This is a genomic window from Streptomyces sp. NPDC102402, assembly GCF_044765765.1.
GTDB lineage: Bacteria > Actinomycetota > Actinomycetes > Streptomycetales > Streptomycetaceae > Streptomyces.
Map to the genome: position 1 here is coordinate 430,117 of NZ_JBIWKR010000005.1, position 25,562 is coordinate 455,678.

28 protein-coding genes are annotated in these 25,562 nt (G+C 72.5%); 15 read left to right on the forward strand and 13 right to left on the reverse strand.

The genetic code is table 11. The features are described from left to right. Position 1 precedes the first annotated feature (1 nt). The gene (locus ACIRJR_RS18565) at positions 2 to 892 is read right to left on the reverse strand and encodes an FAD binding domain-containing protein (RefSeq protein ID WP_403781439.1); all 891 of its coding nucleotides are present in this window, start codon (positions 890 to 892) and stop codon (positions 2 to 4) included. Positions 893 to 1,164: 272 nt separating this feature from the next. Here ACIRJR_RS18565 and ACIRJR_RS18570 point away from each other — a divergent pair, with 272 nt between their 5' ends. Beyond that, positions 1,165 to 2,880 (forward strand): PucR family transcriptional regulator, encoded by a 1,716-nt coding sequence (locus tag ACIRJR_RS18570; RefSeq protein WP_403781442.1) that lies wholly within the window; start codon positions 1,165 to 1,167, stop codon positions 2,878 to 2,880. A 192-nt stretch (positions 2,881 to 3,072) separates the two neighbouring features. Next, the gene (locus ACIRJR_RS18575) at positions 3,073 to 3,858 is read left to right on the forward strand and encodes a hypothetical protein (protein WP_403781445.1); all 786 of its coding nucleotides are present in this window, start codon (positions 3,073 to 3,075) and stop codon (positions 3,856 to 3,858) included. A 37-nt stretch (positions 3,859 to 3,895) separates the two neighbouring features. Here the strand turns inward: ACIRJR_RS18575 and ACIRJR_RS18580 are convergent, their stop codons facing one another. Continuing rightward, positions 3,896 to 4,642 carry a GntR family transcriptional regulator gene (locus tag ACIRJR_RS18580; RefSeq protein ID WP_403781448.1) on the reverse strand — a complete coding sequence of 249 codons (747 nt, stop codon included), beginning with the start codon at positions 4,640 to 4,642 and terminating at the stop codon, positions 3,896 to 3,898. Positions 4,643 to 4,786: 144 nt separating this feature from the next. On the opposite strand from ACIRJR_RS18580, the gene ACIRJR_RS18585 reads away from it, so the two are divergent. Both ACIRJR_RS18585 and ACIRJR_RS18590 read left to right on the forward strand, forming a co-directional pair. After that, a complete protein-coding gene (locus tag ACIRJR_RS18585) occupies positions 4,787 to 5,635 on the forward strand; it encodes a (2Fe-2S)-binding protein (protein WP_403781450.1) in 849 nt (282 codons plus the stop codon). 203 nt (positions 5,636 to 5,838) lie between these two features. After that, positions 5,839 to 6,927, forward strand: a complete 1,089-nt coding sequence (locus tag ACIRJR_RS18590; protein WP_403781453.1) for a DUF2637 domain-containing protein — start codon at positions 5,839 to 5,841, stop codon at positions 6,925 to 6,927. Between the two features lie 3 nt (positions 6,928 to 6,930). Here the strand turns inward: ACIRJR_RS18590 and ACIRJR_RS18595 are convergent, their stop codons facing one another. Then, on the reverse strand, positions 6,931 to 7,341 hold the full coding sequence (locus ACIRJR_RS18595) for an ATP-binding protein (protein ID WP_403781935.1): 411 nt from the start codon (positions 7,339 to 7,341) through the stop codon (positions 6,931 to 6,933). A gap of 252 nt (positions 7,342 to 7,593) precedes the next feature. Between ACIRJR_RS18595 and ACIRJR_RS18600 the strand changes: the two genes are divergently transcribed. Continuing rightward, the gene (locus ACIRJR_RS18600; RefSeq protein WP_403781456.1) at positions 7,594 to 7,992 is read left to right on the forward strand and encodes a ribonuclease domain-containing protein; all 399 of its coding nucleotides are present in this window, start codon (positions 7,594 to 7,596) and stop codon (positions 7,990 to 7,992) included. Positions 7,993 to 8,089: 97 nt separating this feature from the next. After that, positions 8,090 to 8,479: a barstar family protein gene (locus ACIRJR_RS18605; RefSeq protein ID WP_403781459.1), complete on the forward strand. Its 390-nt coding sequence runs from the start codon at positions 8,090 to 8,092 to the stop codon at positions 8,477 to 8,479. An 82-nt stretch (positions 8,480 to 8,561) separates the two neighbouring features. On the opposite strand, the gene ACIRJR_RS18610 is transcribed toward ACIRJR_RS18605, so the two are convergent. Both ACIRJR_RS18610 and ACIRJR_RS18615 read right to left on the reverse strand, forming a co-directional pair. Further along, complete coding sequence (locus ACIRJR_RS18610) at positions 8,562 to 10,304, reverse strand: pyruvate dehydrogenase (RefSeq protein WP_403781462.1); 1,743 nt, start codon at positions 10,302 to 10,304, stop codon at positions 8,562 to 8,564. A 60-nt stretch (positions 10,305 to 10,364) separates the two neighbouring features. Next, positions 10,365 to 11,927 carry a protein phosphatase 2C domain-containing protein gene (locus tag ACIRJR_RS18615; protein WP_403781465.1) on the reverse strand — a complete coding sequence of 521 codons (1,563 nt, stop codon included), beginning with the start codon at positions 11,925 to 11,927 and terminating at the stop codon, positions 10,365 to 10,367. A gap of 309 nt (positions 11,928 to 12,236) precedes the next feature. On the opposite strand from ACIRJR_RS18615, the gene ACIRJR_RS18620 reads away from it, so the two are divergent. After that, positions 12,237 to 13,223, forward strand: coding sequence for a helix-turn-helix domain-containing protein (locus ACIRJR_RS18620; protein ID WP_403781468.1), 987 nt, complete (start codon positions 12,237 to 12,239; stop codon positions 13,221 to 13,223). A gap of 126 nt (positions 13,224 to 13,349) precedes the next feature. Further along, positions 13,350 to 13,832, forward strand: a complete 483-nt coding sequence (locus tag ACIRJR_RS18625; protein ID WP_403781471.1) for a DUF456 domain-containing protein — start codon at positions 13,350 to 13,352, stop codon at positions 13,830 to 13,832. 57 nt (positions 13,833 to 13,889) lie between these two features. On the opposite strand, the gene rsgA is transcribed toward ACIRJR_RS18625, so the two are convergent. Continuing rightward, positions 13,890 to 15,053: a ribosome small subunit-dependent GTPase A gene (gene rsgA, locus ACIRJR_RS18630; protein WP_403781474.1), complete on the reverse strand. Its 1,164-nt coding sequence runs from the start codon at positions 15,051 to 15,053 to the stop codon at positions 13,890 to 13,892. Positions 15,054 to 15,371: 318 nt separating this feature from the next. On the opposite strand from rsgA, the gene ACIRJR_RS18635 reads away from it, so the two are divergent. Further along, positions 15,372 to 15,872 (forward strand): DUF5949 family protein, encoded by a 501-nt coding sequence (locus tag ACIRJR_RS18635; protein WP_403781477.1) that lies wholly within the window; start codon positions 15,372 to 15,374, stop codon positions 15,870 to 15,872. Positions 15,873 to 16,009: 137 nt separating this feature from the next. Here the strand turns inward: ACIRJR_RS18635 and ACIRJR_RS18640 are convergent, their stop codons facing one another. The 6 genes from ACIRJR_RS18640 to ACIRJR_RS18665 all read right to left on the reverse strand — a co-directional run bounded on the left by ACIRJR_RS18640 (position 16,010) and on the right by ACIRJR_RS18665 (position 18,944). Further along, positions 16,010 to 16,417, reverse strand: a complete 408-nt coding sequence (locus tag ACIRJR_RS18640) for a rodlin (protein WP_403781480.1) — start codon at positions 16,415 to 16,417, stop codon at positions 16,010 to 16,012. Between the two features lie 116 nt (positions 16,418 to 16,533). Further along, on the reverse strand, positions 16,534 to 16,758 hold the full coding sequence (locus ACIRJR_RS18645) for a hypothetical protein (RefSeq protein ID WP_403781483.1): 225 nt from the start codon (positions 16,756 to 16,758) through the stop codon (positions 16,534 to 16,536). A gap of 268 nt (positions 16,759 to 17,026) precedes the next feature. Continuing rightward, positions 17,027 to 17,437, reverse strand: a complete 411-nt coding sequence (locus tag ACIRJR_RS18650; protein ID WP_103513833.1) for a rodlin — start codon at positions 17,435 to 17,437, stop codon at positions 17,027 to 17,029. A 173-nt stretch (positions 17,438 to 17,610) separates the two neighbouring features. Further along, positions 17,611 to 17,913 (reverse strand): hypothetical protein, encoded by a 303-nt coding sequence (locus ACIRJR_RS18655; RefSeq protein ID WP_403781486.1) that lies wholly within the window; start codon positions 17,911 to 17,913, stop codon positions 17,611 to 17,613. Positions 17,914 to 18,083: 170 nt separating this feature from the next. Beyond that, the gene (locus ACIRJR_RS18660; protein WP_403781489.1) at positions 18,084 to 18,317 is read right to left on the reverse strand and encodes a chaplin; all 234 of its coding nucleotides are present in this window, start codon (positions 18,315 to 18,317) and stop codon (positions 18,084 to 18,086) included. Positions 18,318 to 18,539: 222 nt separating this feature from the next. After that, the gene (locus ACIRJR_RS18665; RefSeq protein WP_403781492.1) at positions 18,540 to 18,944 is read right to left on the reverse strand and encodes a rodlin; all 405 of its coding nucleotides are present in this window, start codon (positions 18,942 to 18,944) and stop codon (positions 18,540 to 18,542) included. Between the two features lie 267 nt (positions 18,945 to 19,211). Between ACIRJR_RS18665 and ACIRJR_RS18670 the strand changes: the two genes are divergently transcribed. The 3 genes from ACIRJR_RS18670 (at position 19,212) to ACIRJR_RS18680 (ending at position 22,125) form a co-directional block, all read left to right on the forward strand. Further along, positions 19,212 to 19,985, forward strand: a complete 774-nt coding sequence (locus tag ACIRJR_RS18670; RefSeq protein WP_403781495.1) for a chaplin — start codon at positions 19,212 to 19,214, stop codon at positions 19,983 to 19,985. Between the two features lie 184 nt (positions 19,986 to 20,169). Beyond that, positions 20,170 to 20,901 carry a FadR/GntR family transcriptional regulator gene (locus ACIRJR_RS18675; protein ID WP_403781498.1) on the forward strand — a complete coding sequence of 244 codons (732 nt, stop codon included), beginning with the start codon at positions 20,170 to 20,172 and terminating at the stop codon, positions 20,899 to 20,901. 51 nt (positions 20,902 to 20,952) lie between these two features. Beyond that, positions 20,953 to 22,125 (forward strand): FAD-dependent monooxygenase, encoded by a 1,173-nt coding sequence (locus ACIRJR_RS18680; protein WP_403781502.1) that lies wholly within the window; start codon positions 20,953 to 20,955, stop codon positions 22,123 to 22,125. On the opposite strand, the gene ACIRJR_RS18685 is transcribed toward ACIRJR_RS18680, so the two are convergent. Next, entirely contained in the window at positions 22,113 to 22,811 is a 699-nt protein-coding gene (locus ACIRJR_RS18685; protein ID WP_403781505.1) for a FadR/GntR family transcriptional regulator, read from the reverse strand. The two genes, ACIRJR_RS18680 and ACIRJR_RS18685, sit on opposite strands and share 13 nt — an antisense overlap. Before the next feature lie 151 nt (positions 22,812 to 22,962). On the opposite strand from ACIRJR_RS18685, the gene ACIRJR_RS18690 reads away from it, so the two are divergent. The 3 genes from ACIRJR_RS18690 to ACIRJR_RS18700 are packed head-to-tail and all read left to right on the forward strand — an operon-like array spanning position 22,963 to position 25,537. Then, positions 22,963 to 23,922 (forward strand): dihydrodipicolinate synthase family protein, encoded by a 960-nt coding sequence (locus ACIRJR_RS18690; protein ID WP_403781508.1) that lies wholly within the window; start codon positions 22,963 to 22,965, stop codon positions 23,920 to 23,922. Next, entirely contained in the window at positions 23,919 to 24,860 is a 942-nt protein-coding gene (locus ACIRJR_RS18695) for an ROK family protein (protein WP_403781510.1), read from the forward strand. Before ACIRJR_RS18690 ends, ACIRJR_RS18695 begins: the two co-directional genes overlap by 4 nt. Next, positions 24,857 to 25,537, forward strand: a complete 681-nt coding sequence (locus tag ACIRJR_RS18700; RefSeq protein WP_403781513.1) for an N-acetylmannosamine-6-phosphate 2-epimerase — start codon at positions 24,857 to 24,859, stop codon at positions 25,535 to 25,537. The genes ACIRJR_RS18695 and ACIRJR_RS18700 overlap by 4 nt, the downstream gene beginning before the upstream one ends. The last annotated feature ends 25 nt before the right edge of the window (positions 25,538 to 25,562 follow it).

Below are 25,562 nucleotides of genomic sequence, written 5' to 3' on the forward strand. Positions count from 1 at the left end.
GTTAAGCAGCTCCTTCGAGGGTGCGTCCCGCTCCGCGGTACTGCTCCCAGGTCCAGCCCAGCGTGCGGCGGGCCATGATGCCGACGGCGTGCCTGCGGTAGGCGGCGGTGCCGCGTACGTCGTCGATGGGGTTGCAGGCGCCTGCGGCAAGCTGGGCGAACTGCTTGGCGACGGAGGGGGTGATGATCTTTCCGCTCTCCCAGAACCCGCCCTCCTCCAAGGCCGCGTTGAGGAAGTCCTCGGCCTCCTTCGCCCGTACCGGGGTCGGGGCGGCGGAGCCGATGCCGGTGCGCACGGTGCGGGTCCCGGGGTGGAGCGCGAGGCCGAAGGCGCAGACGGCGATGACCATCGCGTTGCGCGTGCCGACCTTGGAGTACTGCTGGGGTCCGTCGGCCTTCTTGATGTGCACGGCCCTGATCAGCTCGTCCGGGGCGAGGGCGTTGCGCTTGACGCCCGTGTAGAAGTCGTCGATCGGGATCATCCGCGTCCCCCGTACGGACGCGGCCTCGACCTCGGCGCCGGCGGCGAGCAGCGCCGGGTGGGCGTCCCCGGCGGGCGAGGCGGTACCCAGGTTGCCCCCGACGCCGCCGCGGTTGCGGATCTGCGGCGAGGCGACGGTGTGCGAGGCGAGGGCGAGACCGGGCAGCTCGGCCCGGAGGTTCTCCATGACGGCGCTGTACGGCACGGAGGCTCCGAGGCGTACGGCGTCCTGGCCCACCTGCCACTCGGACAGCTCACCGATGCGGTTGAGGTCCATGAGGTATTCGGGCCGCCGGTGGTCGAAGTTGATCTCGACCATCACGTCGGTGCCACCCGCGATGGGCACAGCCGTCGGGTGCTCGGCCTTGGCGGCGAGCGCCTCCTCCCAGCTGGCGGGGCGAAGGAAGTCCATGAGTGGCTCTCTTCTTCTCAATCGGGTCGTTCGGCTGGGGCTGGGGACGGCCGGCCCTGCAGGATTCGTTCCTGTGTTGTTTGACGCGGTGTGTGACTCAGTACACAAGCCTTGCTCCACTCGGTGCAGTCACCGAAACCATGAAGGAATTGGCTGGTCCCCGTCACTGTCTTGTAGATTCGAACGAATGGCGGGTACCGGTAACCTCACCGCAACTCACAGGTCACCCCCGTCGTCCCCCGCACCAACGAAGAGATCGGCGGCAATCGACGATGCGGCTGCGCGCACTGCTGGACACCGAGGCGCTGGGGCTGCGGCTGCTCTGCGGCGAGGACGAGCTGGACCGCTCGGTCCGGGGTGTCATGACGACCGACCTGCGCGATCCCAGCCGGTATCTCTCCGGCGGTGAACTGGTCCTCACCGGGCTGGCGTGGCGCCGGGACGCCTCGGACTCGGAACCGTTCATCCGGATCCTGGCGAACGCCGGGGTCGCCGGCCTGGCCGCCGGTGAGGCGGAGCTGGGAGCCGTCCCCGACGACATGGTCGAGGCGTGCCTGCGGCACCGGCTCCCCCTCTTCGCGGTCGACGAGACGGTGGCGTTCGCGACGATCACCGAGCACGTGGTGCGCCAGGTGTCCGGCGAGCGGGCCGGCGACCTCGCGGCCGTCGTCGACCGGCACCGCAGGCTGATGACGTCCGGCCCCGCCGGCGGCGGTCCCGAGGTGGTCCTCGACCTCCTCACCTCCGACCTGGACCTGCGCGCCTGGGTCCTGTCCCCCACCGGCCGGCAGATCGCCGGAGCGGGCGAGCCCCTCTCCCCCGGGATCGGCGCGGAGCTGGCCGCACAGCATCTCGCGGCGACCCGCACCGGACGCCCCGGGCCGCACCGGGCGGAGGTGGACGGCACGGCCTATTCGCTGTTCCCGGTCCGGAACACCGGGCGGGGCGCCCTGCCCGCCCCGCCCCGCGACGTGCGCGCGTCCGTGCTCTCGGACTGGCTGCTGGCCGTCGCGGCCGACGCGGGAGACTGGCCGGACGCACGGCTCGACCTGCTCCAGGGCGTGACCCAGCTGATCGCTGTCGAACGGGACCGCCGCGACGCGGCCCGCGCGGTACGCCGCAGGCTCGCCCAGGAGGTCCTGGAGCTCGTCCAGACGGGCGCGGCCCCGGCCGAGATCGCGGCCAGGCTGCGGGTGGCCGCACCGGTCCTGCTGCCGGGTGTCGGCACGGCTCCGCACTGGCAGGTCGTGGTGGCACGGGTCGAGTGGGCGGCGGAGGGCACGGATGCCCCGGCCGGCCAGGCGGCGCAGGCGCTGCTGGAGGAGATCCTGGTCGATCCGGCGGTGACGGGCCCCGACTCGGCCGACCGGATCGCCGTGGCACACACGGGCGAGGAGGCCATCGCCCTCGTGCCGCTGACCGCGGCGCCCCCCGCGGAGTCCGACGACGGCGACACCGCGGAAGGTGCCGGTTCCCCGGATCAACAGGGGACCGCACTGCACGCCGACGCCCTGCTCGACGCGGTCCGGGCGCCCCTCACCGCCGGCCTCGCGGACGACGGCCGCCTGACACTGGGTGTCAGCGCCGCCGTGCATTCCGCCGAGGGGCTGCGCGGCGCCCTGGAGGAGGCCCGGCACGCCCGCCGGGTCGCGGCGGCCCGGCCGGGGCCGGTCTGCGCGGCCGGCCACCACGAGCTCGCCTCGCACGTCCTGCTGCTGCCCTTCGTCCCGGACGACGTCCGCCGGGCCTTCACCGCCCGGCTCCTGGACCCGCTGCGCGACTACGACCGGCGCCACCGCGCGGAGCTGATCGAGACACTGGAGGCCTTCCTGGACTGCGACGGGTCCTGGACCCGCTGCGCCGCCCGGCTGCACCTCCACGTCAACACACTGCGCTATCGCGTCGGCCGCATCGAGCAGTTGACGGGCCGTGACCTTTCGCGCCTCGAGGACAAGCTCGACTTCTTCCTCGCCCTGCGTATGAGCTGATCTTCCGGGCCTCCCACACCCCTCCCGGGCCGCGGGCGATTGTGAAAACTTTCACCTGACATTGATCCCACCCCTTGGCCCGGCGTGCCATTCCGTGCTGAGATGCGCGCAGACCCTGGCCGCCGGGCGCCCGCCCGCCGGCCTCCACAGCTCGATGGCGCGCTCGGGGAGGGCAACGTGGCGCATACCGCCATGTCTGGTTCCGGAACGACAGCAGATGACGATCCTCCGCTCCAGACCGCGGTATGGCGGCTGCGCTCACGCGCCTGTTGGACGGACGCCGCCGCGCTGCTCGAACCCCACGCGGCCACCGACCCCGCGGCCGCCCTCCAGCGGACCTCGCTGCTGACCGAGCGGTGCCTGTACACCGGCGTCGGCTGGACGGACGCGGAGGACGCCCTGCGCACCGCGGAGGCGCTCGCCCACGACGACTCCGAGCGCGGGGCGGCGGCCTGCGAGCGGGGCTATCTCGCCTACGCCTCGACCCTGCTCGGCGCGCGTGACCGGGCCGACGAGGCGAGCGTGGCGCTCAGCAGGGCCGCCGCCCTGCTCTCCCCCGCGGCGCCGGGCCGCCCGCTGCTGGACTTCCGCCGGGGCCTGATCGCCCAGAACATCGCCGATTCCCCCCAGTCCGCCCGGGCCGCCTACCGCAGGGCGCACTCCGGCGCCATGGCACGGGGCGACGAGCTCCTGCTCTCCTTCACCTGGCGGCACCTCGCCTCGCTCGCCCTGCGCGAGGGTGAGCTGGCGGAGGCGCGGCACGGTTTCGCCGAGTCGCTGCGGATAAGGGAGGAGCTGGGCTATCTCGTCGGTACGGCCCCGGCGCTCATCTCGCTCGCGGACGCCGAGGTGGAACCCGAGGCCGCGGCCCGGCTGCGCGCCGAGGCGGGCCGGCTGTTCCGGCTGCTGGGTGGCGTACCGACCTGGCTCGCCCCCCGTCTCGAACCACCCGCCCCGGAGACCGTCGGGGCGAACTGACGGGCCGGATCCCGCCGGGCGCCCCGGCGCGGCGGGATCAGGCGTCCGCGCCGTTGAAGTGCTCGCGCACGAGGGACTGCACCACCGGGAGGTCCCGGGCGATGAGCGCGTCCAGCAGCGCGGTGTGTTCCGCGGCGTCGGCGAGCAGCTCGGCGGGGCGGCCCGCGGGGCTGTCGGCCAGGGGCCACTGGGACCGGCGGTGGAGGTCGTCGGCGACCGACACCAACTGCTGGTTGCCGGACAGCGCGAGCACGGCCCGGTGGAAGGCGCGGTCGCTCTCCGCATAGGCCGCACGGTCGCCCACGGCGGCCGCCGTGACCGTTGCGTCGGCCAGCGGGCGCAGCGCGCACCAGCCGGCCGCGGGGACGGTGCGGGCGAGCCGCAGCATGACGGGGACCTCGATCAGCGCGCGCACCTCGGCCAGCTCCGCCAGGTCCAGGGGACCCCGCTCGCTGACCCGGAATCCCCGGTTCGGCACGACCTCCACAGCGCCTTCGAGGGCCAGCTGCTGCATCGCCTCACGCACCGGGGTCGCTGACACCCCCAGGCGGGCGCCGAGCGCCGGGGCGGAGTAGACGTGCCCGGGGGTCAGCTCCCCGTCGACGAGCGCGGCGCGCAGGGCGTCGAGGACCTGTCCGCGTACGGAGTGCCGCTGGACGACACGGGGAGCGGGCGGCTCGCTGTGGGTGTGCTCGCCCCGCGCCTGCGCGGGCACGCGGACGCCCGGCGGGGTGCCCGTGGGGGCGTACGACCGCGTGTCCTCGCGCGCTCTGCCCTGCTCCATCGGATCCTCCTCGCACCGGCGGGGCCGGCTCGCGCGCGCCGGGCCCCCTGTGCACGATAGGCGGAGCAGGCCTCAGTTCAAACACCGATCACTTCGGGTAAGGTAAGGCTTACCTGTAATAGATCGTGATTCGGTGGTCCCCGTATGACCGTGCCCGCTCTGCTCACCGCCACCGCCCCGTCCCCGCTGACGGCGGCGTACGCGCGTCTCGCCGAGGTCTTCCCCGGTCTGCGCGCCGAGGTGCTCGGCGACGGCGTCGCGGCGCCCGCGGGCGGCGGATGGGTCGGTGCCGCCGAGCTCGCCGCGGGGGGCGCCGCGCTGGACGGCTTCCTGGCCTGGGACGAGGCGCAGGTGCTGCGGGACTACGGCACCCGGGCCCGCCCCGACGTGGTGGCCAGCTTCGGGCTGCACCGGTACGCCTGGCCCGCGTGCCTCCTGGTGACCCTGCCGTGGTTCACGCACCGCCGGGTTCCGCGGATTCCCGTCGAGGACGTCTCCTTCCATCGGGGCCTGGGCCGTCTCGCCGTCCGGATCGGCGAGTTCGCCTGCCTGCCCGACGACCCCGCGGCCGGGCTGCCGGGCGCCCGGACCGTCCCCGACGAGGCCGCGCTGCGGGCCGAGGTGCTCGACGCCGTGGCACAGCACATCGGCCCGGTGCTGGACGGCTTCCGTCCGCGCATGCGACGGGGGAAGCGGGCCCTGTGGGGCATGGCGACCGACGAGATCGTGGAGGGCCTCTGGTACGTCGCCCACCTCCTCGGCGAGGAGGGCCGCGCGATGAGGGAGCTGGAACTCCTGCTTCCGGGCACCACCGAGCCGTACGTGGGCACGGCGGGCTTCCGCGAGCTGACCGGCCCCGACGGGGAATCGCTCCCGACCCGCGACCGCGCGAGTTGCTGCCTCTTCTACACCCTGCGGCCCGAGGACACGTGCGTCACCTGTCCGCGCACCTGCGACGCCGACCGCGTGCGGAAGCTGACACCCGCCCCCTGAGGCGCGCACCGGCTCACACCACCCGGGCGGGCGACCTGGGTTCGAACGCAACTCGGCTTGTCCGCGAGGGCATTCGAAAAGATTCCGCCCAACGATGAGCCCAGCCGACCCGATGGCGTTCACTTGCCCCGAAACTCCCTGAGCGCGGCGGATTTTCCGTCACGATGGCGCGGAAACGCCCTACGTGACGCAAGGGACCGTGCATGAGACTGACCGACATATCGCTTGACTGGCTGCTTCCGGGCGCCGTGCTGCTCGTGGGAGTCATGGCGGCGGTGACGGTGGTCGCGCGCGGCAAGCGCGCCGCTGGGAAAGCCGCGGCCGACGACAGCTGGGAACGCAGCGAGGAGCGCCGCAGGCGCAAGGAGGCGCTCTACGCCACCGCCTCGTACGTCCTGCTGTTCTGCTGCGCCGCTGTCGCCGCCGCCCTCTCCTTCCACGGGCTCGTCGGCTTCGGCCGGCAAAACCTCAGCCTCTCCGGGGGCTGGGAGTACCTCGTCCCCTTCGGCCTCGACGGGGCCGCCATGTTCTGTTCGGTGCTCGCGGTGCGGGAGGCCAGCCACGGCGACGCCGCACTGGGATCCCGGCTGCTGGTGTGGACGTTCGCCGGTGCCGCCGCCTGGTTCAACTGGGTGCACGCACCGCGCGGCATGGACCACGCGGGCGCCCCGCACTTCTTCGCGGGGATGTCGCTCTCGGCGGCCGTGCTGTTCGACCGGGCGCTCAAGCAGACCCGCCGTGCGGCGCTGCGCGAGCAGGGCCTCGTGCCCCGCCCGCTCCCGCAGATCCGGATCGTCCGGTGGCTGCGTGCCCCCAGGGAGACCTTCGGCGCCTGGTCGCTGATGCTCCTCGAGGGCGTGCGCACACTGGACGAGGCGGTGGACGAGGTGCGTGAGGACCGACGGGAGAAGGAGCAGGACCGGCACCGCCGCAAGGACCAGGCGAAGCTGGACCGGGCTCACATCAAGGCCCTGAACCGGCAGAACCGGGTCTGGGGGCGTAGCGGCCGCATCGGCCGCCAGGTGGTCGATGTCCAGGCCATCGCCCCGGCAGCGGGAGGCGGCCCACCGGCCGTCGCGGAGCCTGCCATAACAGAACCGGGACAACTGCCATTGCGCCCCCGGCCATCCCTGCAAGCCGTGAACCGCTCGAATTCAAGGAGTACTTCGGCACAGACAACGAGCGGTGATCCCGCGACCGTCGACCTCACCGCCGAGGACGACACCCAGGCCCTGCCCCGGCTCGATTCGCTGGAGCAGAAGCTCAAGGACCTGGAGCAGCAGTTCGGCTGAGCGTCAGGACTTCCCTGCGCCGAGCTCGAACCACACCACCTTGCCCAGTGCCTGAGCGGTGACTCCCCAGGAGTCCGCCAGGCTCTGGACGAGGAGCAGCCCCCTGCCGTGCGTACCGTCGTCGGCGTTCGGTACGTACGGCGCGGGCTCCTGCCCCGCCACGAAGTCGCGCACCTCCACCCGCAGTCGCGCGGGCAGGGAGGTCACCGTGACCACCGCGCCGTTCCTCGTGTGGATGAGCGCGTTCGTCACCAGCTCGCTGAGCAGGAGTTCCGCCACCTCGGTCTCCTCCGGCCGCCGACGGGCACCCAGGAACTCCCGCAGTGCGGCCCGTATCTCCCCCACGCCCGACAGATCGGCGTGCCCCAGTCTGCGGTGCAGCCGCGCCGGCGGACTCTCCTGCCGCGTCGCCATGTCCCCCGTAAGCACGCTGGATCGGCCTCCCTGGATTCCGTTTCGTCACGTCATGTCTCGAACGACTTCCCGGGATGCATGCCCCCGCAATCGAGCGGTCACGCGTCGTGAGGCGTCAACATGTGAACGCGCGGCGGCGCGAACCCGCGCACGGACCGGCGCGTCACGTTTTCGTACTCACGGTTAACTTCCGAAAAATTCACACGAGTTGGCGTTGACGGATGGGGATCTACGCGCGTCATCATGGTGGGCATGCGAATCCCCCCACGGATCACCACGCTCGGCGGCATCGCCGCCCTCCTGTCCGTCCTCTTCGTCGGCGGACCGGTCACCGCCTCGGCAGCGACGGCTCCCTCGACCACCGCGGTCGGCAGCGTCTGCTACTCCGCTCTGCCGTCCCAGGCCCACGACACCCTCGATCTCATCGATGCGGGAGGGCCGTTCCCCTACGAGCAGGACGGCACGGTCTTCCAGAACCGGGAGGCCCTCCTGCCGAGCCAGGGCACGGGCTACTACCACGAGTACACGGTCATCACGCCCGGGTCGTCGGACCGCGGCGCCCGCAGGATCGTGACGGGTGAGGAGGCCGAGGAGGACTACTACACCGCGGACCACTACGAGTCCTTCGACCTGGTCGACCACGGCTGCTGACCCGCACTCCCCAGGACCGGTCCGCGCCGCAGTCCCCCACCTGCGGCGCGGACCACCGGGACGGCTTCGGGAGAGGACGCGCTTGTACGCTCCACGCATGACCGTGACCTATGTGCTCGACGGCTCGGAGATCACCGGCCTGGACAGCTTCTGGCAGGCGATCGGCGAGGCGGTGAACGGTCCCGGCGGCTATTTCGGCCGCGGTCTCGACGCCTTCGCGGACTGTCTCGGAGGCGGTTTCGGCACCCCGGAGAACGGCGCCTTCGTCATCGAGTGGCGCGACCACGCGCACTCGGCGCGCACGCTGGGCCATGAGGAGACCGCCCGTCGGCTGGAGCGCCTGCTCCCCCGGGTGCACCCCACCAACAGGGCGCGCGTCGAACGCGAACTGGCCGAGGCCCGGGCGGGCCGCGGTCCGACCCTCTTCGACGACCTCGTCGAGATCATCACGGACCGGGCCGGGCCCGGGGCGCTGCGGCTGGTGTGAGCCCGGTGCCTCCGCGCGGCGCGGGTGTCAGCTCCGCGCCTCCGTGGCCGCCCACCCCGGCCGCGCCCGCCCGGGCGCCGGGTCAGGGCCGTGGCACGTTGCGGATGTTGGAGCGCGCCATCTGGAGCATCCTGCCGACACCGCCGTCCAGCACGATCTTGCTGGCGGAGAGCGCGAAACCGGTGACCATGTCGGCACTGATCTTCGGCGGGATGGAAAGGGCGTTCGGATCGGTGACCACGTCGACCAGGGCGGGCCCCTTGTGCTTGAAGGCGTCCTTGAGCGCGCCCTCCAGTTGCTTGGGCTTCTCCACCCGCACCCCGTAGGCCCCGGCCGCCCGCGCGATCGCCGAGAAGTCGGGGTTCTTGTTGGTCGTTCCGAACGACGGCAGCCCCGCCACCAGCATCTCCAGCTCGACCATGCCGAGCGAGGAGTTGTTGAAGAGGACCACCTTCACCGGCAGGTTGTACTGGACGAGGGTGAGGAAGTCACCCATCAGCATGGTGAATCCGCCGTCGCCCGACATCGACACGACCTGCCGGTTCCGGTCGGTGAACTGGGCGCCGATCGCCTGCGGCAGGGCGTTCGCCATCGAGCCGTGACTGAACGACCCAATGACCCTGCGCTTGCCGTTGGGCGTGAGGTAGCGGGCCGCCCATACGTTGCACATGCCGGTGTCCACGGTGAACACCGCGTCGTCGTCGGCGAGTTCGTCGAGGACGGAGGCGACGTACTCCGGGTGGATCGGGACGTGCTTCTCCACCTTGCGGGTGTACGCCTTGACCACGCCCTCGAGCGCGTCGGCGTGCTTCTTCAGCATCCGGTCGAGGAACGTGCGGTCGGTCTTGGCCTTCACCCGCGGGGTCAGGGCGCGCAGGGTCTCGCGTACGTCGCCCCAGACCGCGAGGTCGAGCTTGGACCTCCGGCCCAGGTGCTCGGGGCGGACATCGACCTGGACGATCTTCACATCGGTGGGGAGGAACGCGTTGTACGGGAAGTCGGTGCCCAGCAGGATCAGCAGGTCGCACTCGTTGGTGGCCTCGTAGGCGGCGCCGTAGCCGAGCAGCCCGCTCATGCCCACGTCGTACGGGTTGTCGTACTGGATCCACTCCTTGCCCCGCAGCGCATGGCCGACCGGGGCCTTCACCCGCCCGGCGAACTCCATGACCTCGGCGTGCGCTCCCGCCGTCCCGCTCCCGCAGAACAGGGTCACCCGTTTGGCCTCGTCGACCATCCGGCAGAGTTTCTCGATCTCCTCGTCGCCGGGCTTCACGGAGGGCCGCGAGGTGACCAGGGCGTGCTCGACCGACTTCTCCGGGGCGGGCTTCGAGGCGATGTCACCGGGCATCGAGACGACGCTGACGCCGCCTCGGCCGATCGCGTGCTGGATCGCCGTCTGCAGCAGACGGGGCATCTGCTGCGGGTTGGAGATCATCTCGTTGTAGTGGCTGCACTCCTGGAAGAGCAGCTCCGGGTGGGTCGCCTGGAAGTAGCCGAGGCCGATCTCGCCCGACGGGATGTGCGAGGCGAGGGCGAGCACGGGGGCCATGGAACGGTGCGCGTCGTAGAGGCCGTTGATGAGGTGGAGATTGCCCGGGCCGCACGACCCCGCGCAGGCGGCGAGGGTGCCGGTGATCTGGGCCTCGGCGCCGGCCGCGAACGCGGCGGTCTCCTCGTGCCTGACCTGGACCCACTCCACGGCGGAGTTGCGCCGGACGGCGTCGACGACGGGGTTGAGGCTGTCGCCTACGACGCCGTAGAGCCGCTTCACCCCCGCCCGTACCAGGATGTCGACGAACTGTTCCGACACGTTCTGCTTGGCCATGGGTGCGCACCCTCTCCGCCTCGGGTTGTCCGGGACTCCATCAACCCACGCCGCGCCCCGTTACGCCTCCCAGACCGCCGCGCACGTCCGGTCGTCCGCGTACCCCTTGACCCTGAGCTGTATGTCGGCCAGATAGGCCGGGAACCCCGGCGGACCGCCCGCGCCCCAACGCCGCGCCAGTTCCGCGGTCAGCTCCGGCTCCCCGCGCATGGGCTCCGCGAGGCCGTTCCCGCAGAGCAGCAGCGTGTCTCCGGGCCGGGCGACGGAGGCGCGGAAGCGGAAGGGCTCGACGGGGGCCGGCGGGGGGGTCTCGTTGTACGGAGACGAAGGCGTGGTGGTCCGCAGATCCATCGTCAGCCGGTCCCCGCCGGGGGTCTCCTCGCTCGCCGCGCCGCCGGTCGTGGGCAGCACGGGCTCGAGGTCCTGCCAGGCACCGTCGCGCAGACGGAAGAGGCCTCCCGCCCCGATGCCGAAGAAGACGCGGGTGCGGCATTCGGGGTCGGCGGGCAGCAGCAGACAGCGCAGTCCGGCGTGGTACGCGGCCGGGTCGAGGCCGAGTTCGACGGCGCGGGCGCGCAGCCTGCCGTAGGTGCGGTCGGTGAGGCGCTGGAGACCCGACTTGAGGTCGCCTCTGCGTCCCGCCCTTATGTCGTCGGCGAGCCGGGCGTGGCTGCGGGCGACGGCCCCGCCGATCCAGCGGCAGGCGTCGGCGGCGGCGCGGTGGGCCTGCTCCCCACCCCGGGCGCCGCCGGCCACGGCGACCAGGACCAGGGCGTCGTCCCCCGTCCCGAAGCGCGCGGTGAGCAGGGCGTCGCGCCGGGGTTCGCCGCGAAAGCGCGCCGAGTCGCCGCGCACGGACGCGGCCCGGAGCGTGTACGTCCCGTACCGGGCCCCGTCGAGGACCGTGTCGGGCACGAGGCCGGCCAGGTCGTCGGGCCCGGAGGCGGGCAGCGCCGCGGGGTCGGCGTCGTAGGTGGGCGGCCGGTCCCCGATGTGCCCCACGACCGGGCGAGCGGACGGATCGGGGGCGGCCGGAGGTTCGGACGGGACCGGGGGAACGGGAGGCGGCGCGGGAGGCGGGGGCGGCGGCCGCACGGCGAAGGTCTGCGGCCGGGAGATCCCGGCAGGGGCCTCCCAGGGGGCTCGCTCGACCGGGACGGCCCGCGGTGGGCCGGGCGGCTCGGGCGCGGGAGGTGCGGACGGCGGCGCCGGGGTGCGCACCCCCGCGGGCGGCTCCTGGGCAGGAGACCCCGGCGGCTCCTGGGCAGAAGGCACGGCGGGTCGCTCCGCGGCGGGAGACCCGGGCGACTCCTGGGCGGGAGACCCGGGCGGCTCCTGGGCAGAAGGCACAACAGGCGGCTCCGGGGCAGGAGATCCGGGCCGCTCGTCCTCCCTCGCCGGGCCGTCCGCTTGCGGGAGGCGGGGGTCGGGCAGCGGCACCACCGTGACCGGGTGGTCCTCACGGGCGGCCCCGGGGCCGCCTACCGCGTCGGACGCGGAGTCGAACCGGTCGTCGAGACTGTCGGCCGCGCGGCTCGGCCCGGCGTCCGGCGCGGTCTCGTCGTACAGCTTCCGCCACCACTCGTCCTCGTGGGCGGCGGGCTTCTCCCCCTGCTGGCTCATGCCCATAGTGTCGACCGCCCGGGCCGTACGAAACCGGGTCATCCGGAAAAGTGCCCGGAAGTGGCACCGCGAAGGGACCCGCCGGACGTCCCCACCCCCCACGGGAAGGTCGCCCGGCGGGCCGTTCCTCGTACCCGGCCCGCCCCCTGCGGGGCGGTCGGTGCCGCGGTGGCGCCAGGTTGTCAGAGCGACAGGTGGTACGGGGCATGATGGGCCCGGCGGGAATACGCCGTGGCCGCTTCCCGCCACGGTTCATCCCCGCCCGACGGGCGCGGGAACGCGCGAGCACCGATGCGGGGAGGGCCGAGGATGCTGTCAGCGATAGGTCTCGACGAGAGACAGGAAGCGGCCTACCGGGCACTGGTCACGGCGGGCGCCGCTGAGCTCCCCGATCTCGCGCGGCGGCTGGCCCTGCCGGAGGCGGACGCCGAGCGCGCGCTGCGCCGGCTGGAACAGCAGGGGCTCGTGGCCCAGTCGTCGTCCCGCGCGGACCGCTGGGTCGCCGCGCCGCCCGGGGTCGCCCTGGGCGCCCTGCTGACCCAGCAGCGCCACGAACTCGAACAGGCGGAGCTGGCGTCCGCGATGCTCGCCGAGGAGTTCCGGGCGGAGGCGGCCGAGACCGCTGTGCACGACCTGGTGGAGGTGGTCACCGGCGCGAGCGCGGTGGCCCACCGGTTCCACCAGCTGCAGCTGGGCGCCACGTCGGAGGTCTGCGCCCTGGTCACGGGGAAGCCGATCGCGGTCACCGGCATGGAGAACGAGTCCGAGGAACGGGCGGCGATGCGGGGCGTGTCCTACCGCGTGGTCGTCGAGCGCGATGTGCTGTCCCTTCCCTCGGGCATCGTGGAGCTGTCGGCAGCCCTGGGCCGCGACGAGCAGTGCCGGGTGGTCGACCGGGTGCCGACGAAGCTGGTGGTCGCCGACTCCGCGCTGGCCATGGTGCCGCTGTCCGGGCGGGGGGCCGAACCCGCCGCACTGGTGATCCACGCCAGCGGGCTGCTGGAATCCTTGATGGGGCTCTTCGAGGCGGTGTGGCGGGAAGCGATGCCGCTGCGGCTGGGCGGGAGCGGCATCAGGGAGGACAGCGGGCCGGGCGCGGATCCGACCGACCTGGAGATCCTCTCGCTGCTGCTCGCCGGTCTGACGGACGCGAGCGTGGCGAAGCAGCTGGACCTCGGCCTGCGGACGGTGCAGCGCCGGGTGAAGGGGCTGATGGAGCTCACCGGGGTCACCACCCGGCTGCAGCTCGGCTGGCACGCCTACGAACGCGGCTGGGTGGCCCGCGCGCCCCGCTGACCGGCCCCGGCCCGCGCCCGCCGGCCACTCTCCAGGCCCGGGCCGCCGCCCCCGGCCACTCACCCGGGGCCACTCACCGGGCTCCGCTGACGGGCAGGACCCGCCGGACTCCGGCACGCTGGTCGAATGAGTGTGTGGCAGCTCGTTGCCGTCGGGGCGGTGATGCTGCTCGGCCTGGTCGGCGTCCTGGTGCCGGGCGTGCCCGGGCAGGCGATCGTCTGGGCCGCGGTGCTCTGGTGGGCGCTGACCGACCCGACCCCGGTCGCCTGGGGCGTCCTGATCGGCTCGACGTGCCTGCTGCTGCTGAACCAGGCGCTGAAGGCGCTGCTTCCCTCGCGGCGCCCCCGCGAGTCGGGGGCGCCGCGCAAGACGCTGATGGTGGGAGGGATAGCGGCCATCGCCGGCTTCTTCGTGATCCCGGTGGTGGGCGGGGTCCTGGGCTATGTGGGGGCGGTCTACGGCGCCGAACGCCTCCGGCTGGGAAGCCGCGCCGCGGGCTGGACGTCGCTCAGGTCCGTGATGCGGGCGACGGGGTACTCGGTGCTTCTGGAACTCTTCTGCTGCCTGCTCGCGGTGGGAGCGTGGCTGGGAGCCGTCGTCTGGGGATGAGGACCGAGGGGTGCCCGGCCGGCCGCAGGCCGTCCGGACACCCCCGGCGGTACCCCGCTAACGCGTCCTGCCCCGCTTCATCACCATGGCCTCCCTGCCCTCCGCTCCCCTGCGCTTCCATTCGCGCAGGGTCTCGGTGCGCAGCCGCGCGTCGGTCTTCGCCGCGATGCGGTGGTTCTCCCGGAGGAGCTTGCGGTAGCTGTCGAGGCGCCGTTCGGCCAGGGAGCCGTCCTCGATCGCGCCGAGCACGGCGCACCCGGGCTCGCTCTCGTGCGCGCAGTCGTGGAAACGGCACCGCCGTGCCAGGTCCTCGATCTCGGAGAAGACCTGGCCGACGCCCGTCTCCGCGTCCCACAGACCGACCCCCCGCAGTCCCGGAGTGTCGATCAGGACGCCCCCGCCGGGGAGTACGAGCAGATTGCGGGTCGTCGTGGTGTGACGGCCCTTGCCGTCCACCTCCCGCGCTTCCTGCACATGCATCACGTCCGCGCCGAGCAGCGTGTTGGCGAGGGTCGACTTGCCCGCGCCGGAGGTCCCGAGCAGCACGCTCGTACCGCTGCCGGCGATCGCGCCGAACACGTCGACGCCCTCCCCCGTGGCGGAGCTGACGGGGAGCACCTGCACCCCGGGGGCGATGCGCTCGATGTCCTGGACGAGGTGGGACAGCGTGGTGGCGTCCGGGACGAGGTCGGCCTTGGTGAGCAGCACGAGCGGCTGCGCCCCGTACACCTCGTGCCCGGCGGAGGTGGCGCCGTCGCCGAGCAGGGCGGCGCCGGCGGTGGCGGACATGGCCAGCGCCAGGAACCGCTCCAGCCGTCCGAGGTCGAGCTCGACCGCGAGCGAGACGCAGATGACGATGTGGTCGATGTTGGTGGCGAGCACCTGCCCTTCGGAGCGCTGCGACGACGTCGAGCGCACGAAGGCCGTGCGGCGGGGCAGGAGCGCCCGGACGAACTGCGGGTCGCCGTCCGGGTCGACGGCCACCCAGTCACCGGTGCAGACGATCCGCATCGGGTCACGGGGCACCACGAACGCGGTGTCCGCCCTGAGGGTGCCCGCAGGAGTGACCACGTCGCACAGACCGCGGTCGACCCGCACCACGCGTCCCGGCAGGAGTCCCTGCTCGGCGTACGGGGCGAAGGTTTCGGCCCACGCGTCGTCCCAGCCGTACGGAGCCAGCGGGTGCGACGGAACGGAGCCCGGGGAAATCGAGAAAGACAAGGGAGACCCTTCACAAGGGCGGCCCCGGCAACGCGCGTCAGGCGCGGAGAGAGAAGTCGAGTCAGCCGGTGGCCACAGGGGTGGGAACGATGCACTTCGGGTTGTGGGCAGCGCCCATCGCAACGACAGTCATCAATGTCCTCACCTCCTGGTTCCTCGAACTCCGCACACCATAGCCCGGGGTATCCCCGCAAGCGCAACAGGTTTTACGGGAACGGCCCCCCTGCACCGACGGATTGGACGGAGTTGCCGGAGATACTCCACGATCAGGTGATACGCGTGCACAAGGACCGGTCTCGGGCCGTTAGGGTGCCGGTCATGACCTCACCGAAAACCTCCGCCCTCCCTTACTCACAAGCCCAGTTGGGCACCCAGGTCCTGATCGGCTGGAGCGGGGCGAGTGCCCCCGGAGAGCGCGAGACGGCCTTCCTCCTCGCCTACTCGCTCGGCGACGGCCGGGACGGGCCCGAGGCCGGCGAGACGGCCATGCACACGGCACTGGAACGCAGTGGGCTGCATGTGGGAGGCGAGACACTGGACGCCTCCGGGCTGCCGAACCTCCCGGTGAAGCTCCTCGTCCAGGCCGGTCAGGCCGTCCTGACACTGCCTCACTTCAAGGCGCAGTACTCCGTACCCCCGGAGTGGCTGGCCGCGGCGCGGTCCGAGGGCCGGGTCCACGGGATGTTCGCCACGCGCCCGTGGCCCGCGGCCGTCCCCGGGCAGCCGGTCGGCCAGGATCTGCTGATGTCCTTCGTCGGCGATCCCGACGTCATCAGGACCTCCGCCCACTGTCTGCTTCCGGTACGCAGTCTCGGCTGACCCTCCGGGGCTCCCGGTGCAAGGCGATGCCCACCACCCCCCGTGGAGTGGTGGGCATCGCCCTGTGCGCTGCGCTTCGCAGCATTCATGCGGGCGTCCCGCAGGCCTGCGCCCGGGGGTCACCGCACGGAGTGACGTCAGTTGTTGCCGACGCCGTTGCCCGAGAGCACCGGGATGTCGTTCAGGATGTGCGACAGGGCCTCGTCGCCCTTGGCCTGCGTGGAGTTGTCCGCGCACTGCTGGTTCTGCGGCGAGGACAGGACGTTGATGTCCTGGACGGCGATCGGAATGGCACCGATCAGCGAGCCCACGTTGGCCTTCACCGGCAGGGCGATGCAGGGCTTGTTGAGCGAGCCCTGGACGAGGCTGAGCTGCGGGCTCTGGTCGCCCCTGGTCGAGCTGTTACCGAACTCCGACTCGGCGCCGTTGCCGTTGACCGAGGTCGTGCCGTGGTCGTCGCCGATCGCCATGGCCGAGGGGGCCGCGGCCGCGGACAGGCCGATCAGGGACACGGCTACGGCGGCGCCGGCCATCATCTTCTTCATCACGCTTCACCTTTCGGAGCGTCCCGTTCTGGAACGTACTGACTAACCCCAAACGGAGCTTTCGGTTCCGCTACACCACTCGAACGGGTTGGATCCGATTCCGCTGTGACGTGCGCCTATCCGCAACCGCCCGCGGTGCGGGCGGCGGGGACGAAGGCGCTCTCCCTGCCGGACGACGGCTCCCCGGATGCCTCAGGGGCGGGTGCGGCGCCCTCCGCCCACGACACCGCCTCGCGGCGGGCGGCGTCGCGCCATTCGGCGAGCAGCCGGTCGTAGATGGGCGTGGAGCTCTCGGGCTCCCGGCCGCGGCCACGAGCGTGGTGACTGTCGTACGAGTCCATGAGGCGCACCTACCCGGACACGCGTACGGCGTCCGCCGTTCGTGCGGCAACCGGCCCAATTCCCGCACTATCGGGCTACCCGACGTGCAGACCGACGGATCACCGGGCGCGTGCGGGCAGGCGTGTGGGGCCGCCCCGTCCGGACACCCGACCGAGGGTCGGGCACTGCTCGGAGGAACGGCCCCACATGTGTTCACGGACTACGCGAAGGCGGGAAACGGTGCGCCCTGGCCTGGACGGACGCAGGGAGAACCGGAGCGGAGCGTTGTCAGTTGTTGCCCGCGCCGTTGCCCGAGAGCACCGGGATGTCGTTGAGGATGTGCGACAGGGCCTCGTCACCCTTGGCCTGGGTGGAGTTCTCGGTGCACTGCTGGTTCTGCGGCGAGGACAGGACGTTGATGTCCTGGACCGAGATCGGGACGAGCCCGAGCAGCGAGCCGATGTTGGCCTTCGCCGGAAGCGCGATGCAGGGCTTGTTGAACGAGCCCTGGATGAGACCGATCTGCGGGCTCATGTCGCCGTGCGTGCTGCTGTTGCCGTAGTACTGGTCGGAACCGTTGCCGTTGACCGTCGTGGTGCCGGTGTCGTTGCCGATCGCCATGGCCGAGGGGGCCGCGGCGGCTGAAACACCGGCGACGGATGCGGCCATGGCCGCCGACGCCAGAATCTTCTTCATCATGAACGTGCCCTTCTGAATTTTCTGTTGCCCGCCTGTCCGGAGCATTCTGAACAACTCCGGCAGACGCATTCCGGTTGCGCCCTTTCACTCGAACGATGTTTCTCGTCCGGGGTGCCGCACGGCGCGCGGAAGCGGCCCGCCCGCCGCACGGCCCGAAGGGACGGGCCCGGCGGTCAGCCGCCCAGCGGGAGTCCGCCCAGGAGCGGGGCCGCCGTGTCCGCCACACCGGTCACCACATCGGCCGACCTGCTGACCGTGCGGTCCTCCTGCACCGCTCCGACGGTCTCTCCGGCCGCGTCCACCAGGGGGTCGACCACCTGGTCCGGGATCCGCGGTGCCGCGGAGGTCAGTTCGTTCACACCGGTGGTGAGGCTGATCCGAGGAGCCGTGGGGGTGGTCGCGGCGAAGGCGGGGGCGGCGGCCCCGAGAGCGGCGACGGAACCTGCGACAACGGCTGCGGTCTTCGCGTACTTCACTTTCCCAAATCCCTTCTTCGGCGGCGTGCGCCGCCTCTGCCCCGGACAACGATCAAGCGTCGTCCCGGGAAACTGCGCGGGGCCGCATTTCCCTCCGAGCAGCGAGAAGGCCCTGGGGCGGCAGACGCACCCCAGGGCCTTCTCGTGACGAACCGTCAGCTGCGACCGGATCAGTCGTTGACGCAGACGTTGCCGAACGCCGGGTTGAGCAGGCCGATCACGTTGATGGTGTTACCGCAGACGTTCACCGGGATGTGGACCGGAACCTGAACGACGTTGCCGGACAGGACACCCGGGGAGTGGGCGGCAACGGCCTCGGCGCCGGAGTCGGCCATGGCCGGAGCAGCGGCACCCAGAGCCATGAGGGTTCCGGCGGCGACGGCGGCAACCTTGGTGTACTTCACTTTCGTCCCTTTCTGCAGCGGAGTCCTGAGCGGTCACGTCTTTCGTGCCGCACGAGCACTTCTCTGAAATGCGCTCGTGACTCCGGAGCTGTAATCCGTAACGAGTGACGGGCGATTGCGAAACGCCATGGAAGGAGTTTCCCGGAAAAACGCCCGAATGATGCAGGCCCGGGCCGCACGATGGAGGAATGTCGACGGCCCGGACCGGTCCTGGTGGGCCGGTCAGTTGTTGCCGGCGCCGTTGCCGGAGAGGACCGGGATGTCCGACAGGATGTGCGACAGCGGCTCGTCACCCTTGGCCTGGGTGGAGTTGTCCGTGCACTGCTGGTTCTGCGGGTTGGACAGGACGTTGACGTCCTGGACCGCGAGCGCCGCGATGACACCGACCAGCGCGCCGGCGTTGGCCTTGACGGGCAGGGCGATGCAGGGCTTGTTGAGCGAGCCCTGGACGATGCTGAGCTGCGGGCTCTGGTCACCCCTGGTCGAGCTGTTGCCGAACTCCGACTCGGCGCCGTTGCCGTTGATCGACGTCGTGCCGGTGTCGTCACCGATCGCCATGGCACTGGTCGCAGAGACACCGAGGACGGAAGCGGCGACGGCACCCGTAGCCAGAACCTTCTTGATCACGATTAACCCTTCTCGTACCGACTTGCCCCGCGGCGGAGCTCACTGATCAACTCGCCGGCCGGCGTTTGGTTCCCCCCGTTCACCCGAATGCCGGAACTCCCCCACCGGGGCGAACACCCGTACGTGACCCTTTCGGGTGGTTACAGAATTTCCACGAATCTCCGAGTTTCCCCCGCAACCGTCGCGTCGTTATGGAGTAGTCCGCGTCGATGGCATGACTGCCATCAGGGTCACCGCCCACGCGAATTTCCCGGAGAAGGGCATGTAATGCGACAGGTTCTGAATAAAAGCATGATCGTCATGGCGGCGGCGTCGGGCATCCTGACCGCCGCCGGCGGTTACGCTCACGCCGACGCCTCGGCCGACGGTGTCGCGGCCAATTCGCCGGGTGTCGGCTCGGGCAACGCCGTTCAGGTCCCGGTGCATGTCCCGGTCAACCTCTGCGGCAACACCGTCAATGTGATCGCCCTGCTGAACCCGGCCTTCGGCAACAAGTGCGCGAACGTCAGCTCGCACGACGAGCACGGCCGCGGCTCCTCGGGCGCGAGCGCCGACGGCAAGGCCGTCGGGTCGCCCGGCGTCCTCTCCGGCAACCTGGCGCAGGTTCCGGTGGACGTCCCCGTGAACGTCTGCGGCAACTCCGTCAACGTCGTCGGCGCGCTGAACCCCGTCTTCGGCAACTCCTGCGCCAACGAGAGCGGTCGCGACCACGGGCACCCGCCGGTGCACCCGCCGGTGGACCCGCCCGTCGACCCGCCGGTGCACCCGCCGGTCGACCCGCCCGTCGACCCGCCGGTGGAGCCCCCCACCGAGGAGCCCCCCACGGTCACCCCGCCGACCGAGGAGCCCCCGACGGTCACCCCGCCGAGCTCGAAGCCGCCCGTGGAGGAGCCGCCGGCCGGCAACCCGGACCCGAACAGCCCCGACGCGCAGCTGGCACAGACCGGTGCGGGTGGGGTCGGCATGGCTGCCGGCGCGAGCGCGGCACTGCTGCTGGGCGGCGCGGTGCTCATGCGCCGCACCCGCGGTTCGCGCGACTGATCAACTCCTGAGAAGGGGCTGCCGGAAGGAGCCGGCCGACAGCTGCACCTGTCGGCCGGCCCTTCTGTGTCCGGACCGCCTGCCGGGGCCGGGAGCAGACCGCTGCCGGTCCGTGCGTAGGACGTCTGCCACCTGACGCCTTGATAGCGTGTCCCCTCAGCTCGATGACCGAGAGGGGCGAGAGGTGGGGAGTCCACCGGCGCCGGGCCGCAAGCCCGGCCGGACACTGCTCCGGCAGGAAGTCGCGGAGGGGATCAAGCGCTACATCCTGGAGGAGCGCCTGCGACCGGGCGACGCCCTGCCCACGGAGCCCGCCCTCTGCGAGGCGCTCGGCGCGAGCCGCTCGAGCGTGCGCGAGGCGGTCAAGATCCTCGACGCCCTGGACATCGTCGAGGTCCGTCACGGACACGGCACGTACGTCGGCCGGCTGAGTCTGTCCGCTCTGGTGGAGAGCCTGACGTTCCGTGGGCTGCTCTCCCCCGGCGACGACTTCCAGGTGCTGGCCGACCTCGTGGACGTACGCGAACTCTTCGAGCGCGGGATGGCCGACCGCATCATCTCGCTGCTCGGGCCTGCCGATCTCGACCGGCTGGACGCGCTGGTGGCCGAGATGCGCGGGACCGACGCCCACGCCGGTGAGGGATTCGTGACCGCGGACCGGGCGTTCCACGCGCTGCTCGTCGCTCCGCTCGGCAACGACCTCATCGGGCAGCTCTCGATGGCCTTCTGGGACGTGTACACGATCGTCGCGCCGCGTCTCGACGGATTCACCCATGCCGACGAGACCGCCACGATCGCGGCCCACCAGGCCCTCGTCGACTCCGCGCGCGCCGGTGACGTCGCCGGCTTCGTGAGGGCGCTGGGTGAGCATTACGCCCCGGTCAGACGGCGTATCTCGGAGGCTCGCGCCTCCTGACCTGACATCCTGGGCGTCCACGCGAGGTTCACGGGAGTGCCTGCTGTGCCGATGACGGGTTTACGGATGGGAGTGGTCGGCGGGAGCATCGCCGGCTGCGCGATGGCGATCGCCGGGACCCGGGCGGGTGCGGAGGTCACCGTCTACGAGCGCAGCGGCGGCGCGCTCCAGGACCGGGGCCTCGGGGTCGTCGTCCCACCCGCCCTGCACACCCGGCTGGTCGCCCTCGGCTATCTGGACGCGTCGATGCCGACCGCCCCGGTCGGAACCCATGTCTGGCTGGCCCGGCCCCGGGGCCTGCGCTCCACCCGTGAAATCGCCCGGCAGCCGAGTCCGGTCACCCCCTGCAACTGGGGGCTGCTGTGGCAGTCCCTGCGGGCGAACACCGGCGGAACGCACCATCACCGGGGCCGGCCCGTCACGTCCGTGGGCCGGACCCCCGCGGGAGGCGGACTGATCCGCACGGCTGACGGCGAGGAGGGGTACGACATCGTCGTGGGGGCGGACGGGCACCGCTCGCTCACCCGGCAGTCGCTCGCCCCGGGACTGGAGCCCACCGCCGCCGGATACGCGGTGTGGCGCGGCACGATCCCGATGAGCGCGCTGACGGGCCATCGGCGCCCGCTGGAGCTGCTGCGCGAGGCCTGGGTCACTCTGGGCTTCCCCGGCGGCCACGGCATCTTCTACCTGATCCCGGCGGGGGCGGGCGCGGATCCCGGGGAGCGGCTGCTCGCCTACGCCGTCTACGCCTCTCCGCCCGCCCGGGACGGACAGCGGGATCCCGCCCCGTACGTACGGGAGATCGCGGACGAGCACTTCCCCGACGAGTGGGCCGACATCGTGGCGCGGGGCGCGCACGCCTCGCTGGTCTGCCATCCCGTCACCGATCTCCACGCCCCGCGCGCCGCGGATCCGCCCTTCCTGCTCGCGGGTGACGCGGCCGGCATCACCCGGCCGCACACCGCGAGCGGGGCGGTCAAGGCGCTCGAGGACGCGCTCTGCCTGGAGGAGGCCCTGCGCGGCAGCACGTCACCCCAGGAGGCGCTGCTCCGGTACGAGGCCGAACGCACGCCCGAGGGGGCGAGGCTGGTCGAGCTGGGCCGCAGGCTGGGCGCGGCGCAGGTGGAGCGGGCCCCCGACTGGGGCGCGATGGGGCAGAACGAGGTCGACGGCTGGTTCCGCGCCGCGCTGGCCGGTACGCCCAGCTACCTCTACGAGGGCTGACCGCCCGCGCCGAGCCGGTGGCGGATGCCGTCGAAGTGGGTGCGCATGGCGCGGACCGCCCGCTCGCCGTCGCCTGCCGCGACCGCCTCGACGATCTCCAGGTGCTGGGCGCAGGTGGTCAGCGGGTCCTGATGGCCGTCGTCGAGGTCCTCGCGCACCCGGTCCATGGCCGCCCAGAACGCGTCCAGCACCTCGCTGAGCAGGTGGTTGTCGAGCGAGGCGTAGAGCGCGAGGTGGAAGGCACGGTCGGTGGCCCGGGCCACGCGGCCGGTGCCGGCCTCGGACTCCATGGTGGTCACGAGCGCGCGGAGGACGGCCAGGTCCTCCTCCGGTATGCCCGCGGTGACGGCCCCCACCAGGCCCGCCTCAAGGGCCTCCCGCACCTTCATCAGCTCCAGGAGGCCCGGCTTGCCCCGCCGGTGGCGTACGGCGGCGCGGAAGGCGAGCCCCTCGGCGAACGGTGAGAGCGAGAGCGAGCCGACGAAGGTCCCGGACCCGCGCCTGATCTCCACCGCGTTGACGGCCTGGAGCGACTTGAGCGCCTCGCGCACGGAGACCCTGCCCGCGTCGAAGTGCTCCATCAGCTCCCCCTCGGTCGGCAGCGGGTCGCCCGGGCCGAGCCGCTGTTCGAGGATCAGTTCCTTGATCCGGCGCTCGATGTCCTGGGCGATGGTGGGGCGGGCCACAACTGTCCTCCTGGGGTGCCGTTACCTCTTGACCGTGCGCCGGGGCATCTGTTTAAGGTGGGCGCCAGACATAGGACATCTTACGTCTCACCTCTGGGTCTGCGCACCCCCGGGCCGCAGACCGGTGTCCCCCACTCCCTGGAGCCCCCGCATGCCCCTGACCGCACCGCTGCACGGCGTCGTACCGCCGGTCTGCACCCCCCTCGGCCCCGACGGGGAGGTGGACACCGCCTCCCTCGGCCGGCTCGTCGAGCACCTGATCGACGGCGGTGTGCACGGACTCTTCGCCCTCGGTTCGACCAGCGAGGTCGCCTTCCTCACCGACGCGCAGCGCCGCACCGTCCTGGAGACCGTGATCGGCGTGACCGCGGGCCGGGTCCCGGTCCTGGCCGGGGTCATCGACACGACGACCGCCCGTGTCATCGACCACGCGCGGACCGCCGCCGGGCTGGGCGCGGACGCCCTCGTCGCCACCGCGCCCTTCTACACCCGCACCCACCCCAAGGAGATCGCCGGCCACTTCCGCCGCATCCGCGCGACGGTCGACCTGCCCCTCTTCGCCTACGACCTCCCGGTGTCCGTGCACTCCAAGCTCTCGGGCGCCCTGGTCCGCGAGCTCGCCGAGGACGGCACCCTGGCCGGCCTCAAGGACAGCAGCGGCGACGAGGGCGGGCTGCGCAGGCTGATCGTCGAGCTCGGCGGGCGCGACGGCCGCTCCACGGGTCCCGCGCCGCACTTCAGCGTGCTGACCGGTTCGGAGCTCACGGTGGACGCGGCGCTGCTGGCCGGCGCCGACGGCGTCGTCCCCGGCATCGGCAACGTCGACCCTGCCGCCTACGTGCGCCTCCACGACGCGGCCGCGGCCGGTGACTGGAAGCTCGCCGCCGAGGAACAGGAGCGGCTCGTCGCGCTCTTCTCCCTCGTCGACGCCGGGCCCGAGGCCGACATGGGCCGCGGTTCCTCCGCTCTCGGCGCGTTCAAGGCGGCGCTCTGGCTGCTCGGCGTCATCGACGACGGCGCCACCGCCTTCCCGCAGATCCCGCTCTCCGCCGAGTCGGTCGCCCTGGTCGCGGAGCGGCTGCGCGGTGCCGGTCTGACACCGGTCCGATGACACGGCCCGGCGCGTACCCGGTGGTCGGGCTCGATCTCGGCGGTACGAAGATCGCCGCGGCGCTCTTCGCCGCCGACGGCAGGGTGTCCGCCCGCCACACCCGCCCCACTCCCGCCGGGCAGGGGCCCGCGGCGGTGCTCGACGCCCTCGCCGTGGCCGTCGCCGAGGTCGATCCCGGGGGGCGCGCCACCGCCGTCGGCGTCGCCGCCGCCGGGGTCGTCGATCCGCGCAGCGGCGTGGTCACCAGCGCCACCGACGCGATCCGGGACTGGGCGGGCACCGCCCTCGGCACCGGGCTCGCGGACCGTACGGGACTGCCGGTGGCCTGTGACAACGACGTACGGGCGACCGCGGGGCCCGAGCTCGCCGGACTGCCGGACGGCCGCGGTTCGCTCGTGTTCGCGGCCGTCGGCACGGGCGTGGGCGGCGCGCTCGCGGCCGACGGGCGGATGCTGCACGGCGCGTCCGGGATCGCGGGGCACATCGGCCACCTCCCCAGCGCCGAGGCGGCCGGGCTGACCTGCGCCTGCGGGGCCACCGGACACCTGGAGGCCGTCGCCTCGGGCCCGGGCATCACCGCCCACTACGAGCGGCTCACCGGCGCCCCGGTGGACCGGCTCGAAACGGTGGCCGCCCGGGCGGCCCGGGGCGACGCCGACGCCGTACGGGCCGTCACCACCGGGGCCGCGGCGGCCGGACGGGTCCTCGGCGGCCTCGCCAACGCGCTCGGGCCGGACCGGGTGGTCGTCGGCGGCGGCGTCCCCAGGATCGGCCCGCTGTACGGGGACGCGCTGGCCCGGGCCTTCGCCGCCGAGCTGATGCCGCCACTGCGCCACCTCGTCCCCCGGCCCCCGCGGTTCGGCCCCGACGCGGCCGTGACCGGGGCGGCGGCCCTCACCACCACCCTGCCCCTCCACCAGCCGGGAGCTCTCCGATGACCGCACAGGACCTCACCGGGTCCCTCCGGGGCCGCCTGATCGTCTCCTGCCAGGCACCGCCCGGCGATCCGATGCGCGAGACCTCCGCCCTGGTGCGGCTGGCCCGGTCGGCGGCCGCGGGCGGCGCCGCGGCTGTCCGCGCCAACGAGCCGGAGGTCGTCGCGGCGATCACCGAAGCCGTCGACCTTCCGGTCATCGGGCTGTGGAAGGACGGCGACACCGGCGTCTACATCACGCCGACCGTCCGGCACGCCCTGGCGATCGTCGAGGCGGGTGCCGCGGTGGTGGCCGCCGACGCCACCGACCGGCCGCGCCCCGACGGCTCCTCCTTCGCCGAGCTGGTCACCGCCGTCCACGCGGCGGGGGCGCTGGTCATGGCGGACGTCTCCACACTCGCCGAGGGGATCGCCGCCGCGGCGCTGGGGGCGGACTTCGTGTCCACCACCCTGTCCGGCTACGTGCCGGGCACACCGGCGCAGCACGGTCCCGACCTCGGCCTGGTGGCCGCACTGGCCGCCGCCACCGACGTGCCGGTGGTCGCCGAGGGCCGCATCGGTACCCCCCGACAAGCCGCCGAGGCACTGTCCAGCGGCGCCCACAGTGTCGTCGTCGGCACCGCCATCACCGCACCGACCGCCCTGACCGCCCGCTTCGTGGCCGGTCTCCTCCTGCGCTGAACCGTCCGGACCGCTCAAGGGCCCG

Bases quoted from the DNA above. Each gene is read 5' to 3' on its own strand.
- ACIRJR_RS18565 (WP_403781439.1), bottom strand. From the start codon at position 892: ATGGACTTCCTTCGCCCCGCCAGCTGGGAGGAGGCGCTCGCCGCCAAG.
- ACIRJR_RS18570 (WP_403781442.1), top strand. From the start codon at position 1,165: ATGCGGCTGCGCGCACTGCTGGACACCGAGGCGCTGGGGCTGCGGCTG.
- ACIRJR_RS18575 (WP_403781445.1), top strand. From the start codon at position 3,073: ATGTCTGGTTCCGGAACGACAGCAGATGACGATCCTCCGCTCCAGACC.
- ACIRJR_RS18580 (WP_403781448.1), bottom strand. From the start codon at position 4,642: ATGGAGCAGGGCAGAGCGCGCGAGGACACGCGGTCGTACGCCCCCACG.
- ACIRJR_RS18585 (WP_403781450.1), top strand. From the start codon at position 4,787: ATGACCGTGCCCGCTCTGCTCACCGCCACCGCCCCGTCCCCGCTGACG.
- ACIRJR_RS18590 (WP_403781453.1), top strand. From the start codon at position 5,839: ATGAGACTGACCGACATATCGCTTGACTGGCTGCTTCCGGGCGCCGTG.
- ACIRJR_RS18595 (WP_403781935.1), bottom strand. From the start codon at position 7,341: ATGGCGACGCGGCAGGAGAGTCCGCCGGCGCGGCTGCACCGCAGACTG.
- ACIRJR_RS18600 (WP_403781456.1), top strand. From the start codon at position 7,594: ATGCGAATCCCCCCACGGATCACCACGCTCGGCGGCATCGCCGCCCTC.
- ACIRJR_RS18605 (WP_403781459.1), top strand. From the start codon at position 8,090: ATGACCGTGACCTATGTGCTCGACGGCTCGGAGATCACCGGCCTGGAC.
- ACIRJR_RS18610 (WP_403781462.1), bottom strand. From the start codon at position 10,304: ATGGCCAAGCAGAACGTGTCGGAACAGTTCGTCGACATCCTGGTACGG.
- ACIRJR_RS18615 (WP_403781465.1), bottom strand. From the start codon at position 11,927: ATGAGCCAGCAGGGGGAGAAGCCCGCCGCCCACGAGGACGAGTGGTGG.
- ACIRJR_RS18620 (WP_403781468.1), top strand. From the start codon at position 12,237: ATGCTGTCAGCGATAGGTCTCGACGAGAGACAGGAAGCGGCCTACCGG.
- ACIRJR_RS18625 (WP_403781471.1), top strand. From the start codon at position 13,350: ATGAGTGTGTGGCAGCTCGTTGCCGTCGGGGCGGTGATGCTGCTCGGC.
- ACIRJR_RS18635 (WP_403781477.1), top strand. From the start codon at position 15,372: ATGACCTCACCGAAAACCTCCGCCCTCCCTTACTCACAAGCCCAGTTG.
- ACIRJR_RS18640 (WP_403781480.1), bottom strand. From the start codon at position 16,417: ATGAAGAAGATGATGGCCGGCGCCGCCGTAGCCGTGTCCCTGATCGGC.
- ACIRJR_RS18645 (WP_403781483.1), bottom strand. From the start codon at position 16,758: ATGGACTCGTACGACAGTCACCACGCTCGTGGCCGCGGCCGGGAGCCC.
- ACIRJR_RS18650 (WP_103513833.1), bottom strand. From the start codon at position 17,437: ATGATGAAGAAGATTCTGGCGTCGGCGGCCATGGCCGCATCCGTCGCC.
- ACIRJR_RS18670 (WP_403781495.1), top strand. From the start codon at position 19,212: ATGCGACAGGTTCTGAATAAAAGCATGATCGTCATGGCGGCGGCGTCG.
- ACIRJR_RS18680 (WP_403781502.1), top strand. From the start codon at position 20,953: ATGACGGGTTTACGGATGGGAGTGGTCGGCGGGAGCATCGCCGGCTGC.
- ACIRJR_RS18690 (WP_403781508.1), top strand. From the start codon at position 22,963: ATGCCCCTGACCGCACCGCTGCACGGCGTCGTACCGCCGGTCTGCACC.
- ACIRJR_RS18695 (WP_403781510.1), top strand. From the start codon at position 23,919: ATGACACGGCCCGGCGCGTACCCGGTGGTCGGGCTCGATCTCGGCGGT.
- ACIRJR_RS18700 (WP_403781513.1), top strand. From the start codon at position 24,857: ATGACCGCACAGGACCTCACCGGGTCCCTCCGGGGCCGCCTGATCGTC.